At 58.4% G+C, this 2,439-nt stretch carries 4 protein-coding genes; 2 read left to right on the top strand and 2 right to left on the bottom strand.

Going from position 1 to position 2,439, the window contains the following annotated elements:
• Positions 1–212: 212 nt before the first annotated feature.
• The gene (ruvX, locus tag RSB01_RS13975) at positions 213–692 is read right to left on the bottom strand and encodes a Holliday junction resolvase RuvX (RefSeq protein ID WP_332591419.1); all 480 of its coding nucleotides are present in this window, start codon (positions 690–692) and stop codon (positions 213–215) included.
• Between the two features lie 56 nt (positions 693–748).
• The gene (locus RSB01_RS13980; protein WP_332591420.1) at positions 749–1,123 is read right to left on the bottom strand and encodes a hypothetical protein; all 375 of its coding nucleotides are present in this window, start codon (positions 1,121–1,123) and stop codon (positions 749–751) included.
• Positions 1,124–1,375: 252 nt separating this feature from the next.
• On the opposite strand from RSB01_RS13980, the gene gatC reads away from it, so the two are divergent.
• Together gatC and RSB01_RS13990 are read left to right on the top strand one after the other, a co-directional pair.
• Complete coding sequence (gatC, locus tag RSB01_RS13985) at positions 1,376–1,663, top strand: Asp-tRNA(Asn)/Glu-tRNA(Gln) amidotransferase subunit GatC (protein ID WP_332591421.1); 288 nt, start codon at positions 1,376–1,378, stop codon at positions 1,661–1,663.
• A gap of 4 nt (positions 1,664–1,667) precedes the next feature.
• Positions 1,668–2,439, top strand: a 772-nt coding sequence (locus tag RSB01_RS13990) for an amidase (protein ID WP_332625741.1), incomplete at its 3' end; no start/stop codon positions are given.

Raw genomic sequence — 2,439 nt, forward strand, 5'->3', positions numbered from 1 at the left:
CAGATCGAGCAAAGCCATGGCGGCAGGCGGATTTAAATCCGCAGCAGCAAGGAAGTGGGCTTTGGGGAACGGGGTGAGCCGCTCCTGAATGATTTCGGTGACAAGTGCGGCTTGGGTCATCGAGAAGCCGCTATAGGCGTGTCCGGAGCCCGAGGGAATAGGGTGACGCCATCATATCAGTGGATGGCGTCACATCACGTTTCCGATTGTGCTTACAAAGACGGATTGGTCAGGCGAAGAGTGTCCAGTGCGCCTTGTAGAATCCACGACGCAGCGGTGCGATCCACGACCTCTGCGCGACGCTTGCGATTGAGGTCCAGTTCCTCGATCAGGAAACGCTCGACACCGGCTGTGGAAAGGCGCTCGTCCTGAAACGCCACATTGACAGGACGCAGGCGCTCCAGATTGCGGGCAAAGGCGCGGCATGACTGGGCGCGCGGACCTTCGGTGCCATCCATATTAAGCGGCAGGCCGATAACCAGCGCCGATACGTTGCGGCCCTCCATAAGCTTGAACAGTTCCTCGGCTTCGATCGAGAACTTGCTCTTGCGGATTAGCTTGAGAGGGCTGGAAATCATCCGGCTGGTGTCGGAAACCGCGACACCAATGGTTTTTTCGCCAAGGTCCAGTCCGATCCACGCAGTGTTCGGAGGGCAGGCAGCGGGCAGGTCTTTAAGGTCAAATACAGGCACAGCCGCTCCTTACAGGTCTAAATCCCAAGTGCCAACGCCGACAGACGCTCTGGCGTTTAGGTCCATTGGCGGTTGTATCGGCGTAGCCTGAGCCAGATCGTCAGTGCCATGCCTGAAACCAGCAGGATTGCGCCCGTAAAAAACGCCGTGCGAGCGATGGTCCCGTTCTCGTTCGCCAGCCTCAACACCAGACCGATCGTGAGGCCCATGATCAAAAATAACTTACATACAAACAGCGCTCTACGGTCATTTTTCGTGTCAGATGTATCATTTTCGGGCCAAAAATTTTCGTACTTATAGACCGTTGTCAGCACCAAACCGACGGACGCCAGGACCGCTGCAGCAACAAGCGCATAAAAGATCATAGAGAATACGAAATAGAGAGCCAGCATCAGCAATGCACCCCCTGTGCCACTGAGTATGATGGCCATTCGGCTTCGTTCGTATTTGCGCATTACGGAAAACCAGAACTGAAATGCTGAACGTGAAACCGAAGCAACCGCCTCGGTCTAGCGGTCCACTTTATGTAACTTGCGAGGCAATTCTAGGGGTATACGCCCTTGGTCAGGGGACGATGTCGCGTGAACCGCTTGTCGAAAGCGCGGCAGAGCGGTAACCCACATTCTTAATGTAGGCGCGACGACTCCCTATCGTCTGCGCTACCGGATTATTCGGAGACTTCCATGGCTATCGACGCCGCGACGGTGAGGCGGGTTGCCCACCTCGCCCGTATCAAGACCCCCGAGGAACGACTGGAGCCATTGGCCCAGGAGCTGAACGGCATCCTGAATTGGATCGAGCAGCTGAACGAGGTGGACGTAGACGGTGTCGAGCCGATGACCTCGAACGTGGCCCAGACCCTGCGCATGCGTGACGACGTTGTGACTGACGGCAATAAGGTTGCCGATGTCCTGTCGAACGCCCCCAAGGCCGCAGACGGCTTCTTCGTTGTGCCGAAGGTCGTGGAGTAAGATTATGAGCGACCTGACCAAACTGACACTGGCCGATGCTGTTGACGGCCTGAAAGCCAAGACCTTCTCGTCGGAAGAGCTGACGCAAGCCTTCCTTGGCGAGATTGCGACCGCCAACCCGACGCTGAACGCCTATATCGAAGTCACCGGCGAAAAGGCACTGGCACAAGCCCGCGCATCTGACGCCAAGCTCGCCAAGGGCGAGGGCGGTGACCTTGAGGGCGCACCGTTGGGTATCAAGGACCTGTTCTGCACAGAGGGTGTGCAGACGACGGCCGGCTCCAACATGCTGCGCGGTTTCGTGCCGCCGTATGAATCCACTGTCACCGCCAATCTGTGGCGCGATGGTGCGGTTATGCTGGGCAAGCTGAACATGGACGAGTTCGCCATGGGCTCGGCCAACGAAACCTCGGCCTTCGGTCCGGTTGTGAACCCGTGGAAAGCCAAGGGCGATGATGCGCAACTGACACCGGGCGGCTCGTCGGGTGGTTCGGCATCGGCTGTGGCGGCAAACCTGTGTCTGGCGGCTACCGCTTCGGACACCGGCGGCTCGATCCGCCAACCGGCCGCATTCACCGGCACTGTGGGCATCAAGCCGACCTATGGCCGCGCCAGCCGTTTTGGCATGGTGGCGTTTGCCTCGTCGCTGGATCAGGCTGGCCCGATCACCAAGACGGTGAAGGACTCGGCGATCCTGCTGAAATCCATGTGCTCGTTCGACACCAAGGATTCCACCAGCCTCGACGTTCCGACGCCTGACTGGGCCGCTTCGGTTG

The sequence above is a fragment of the Brevundimonas sp. genome (genome assembly GCF_036659295.1).
Taxonomy (GTDB): domain Bacteria; phylum Pseudomonadota; class Alphaproteobacteria; order Caulobacterales; family Caulobacteraceae; genus Brevundimonas.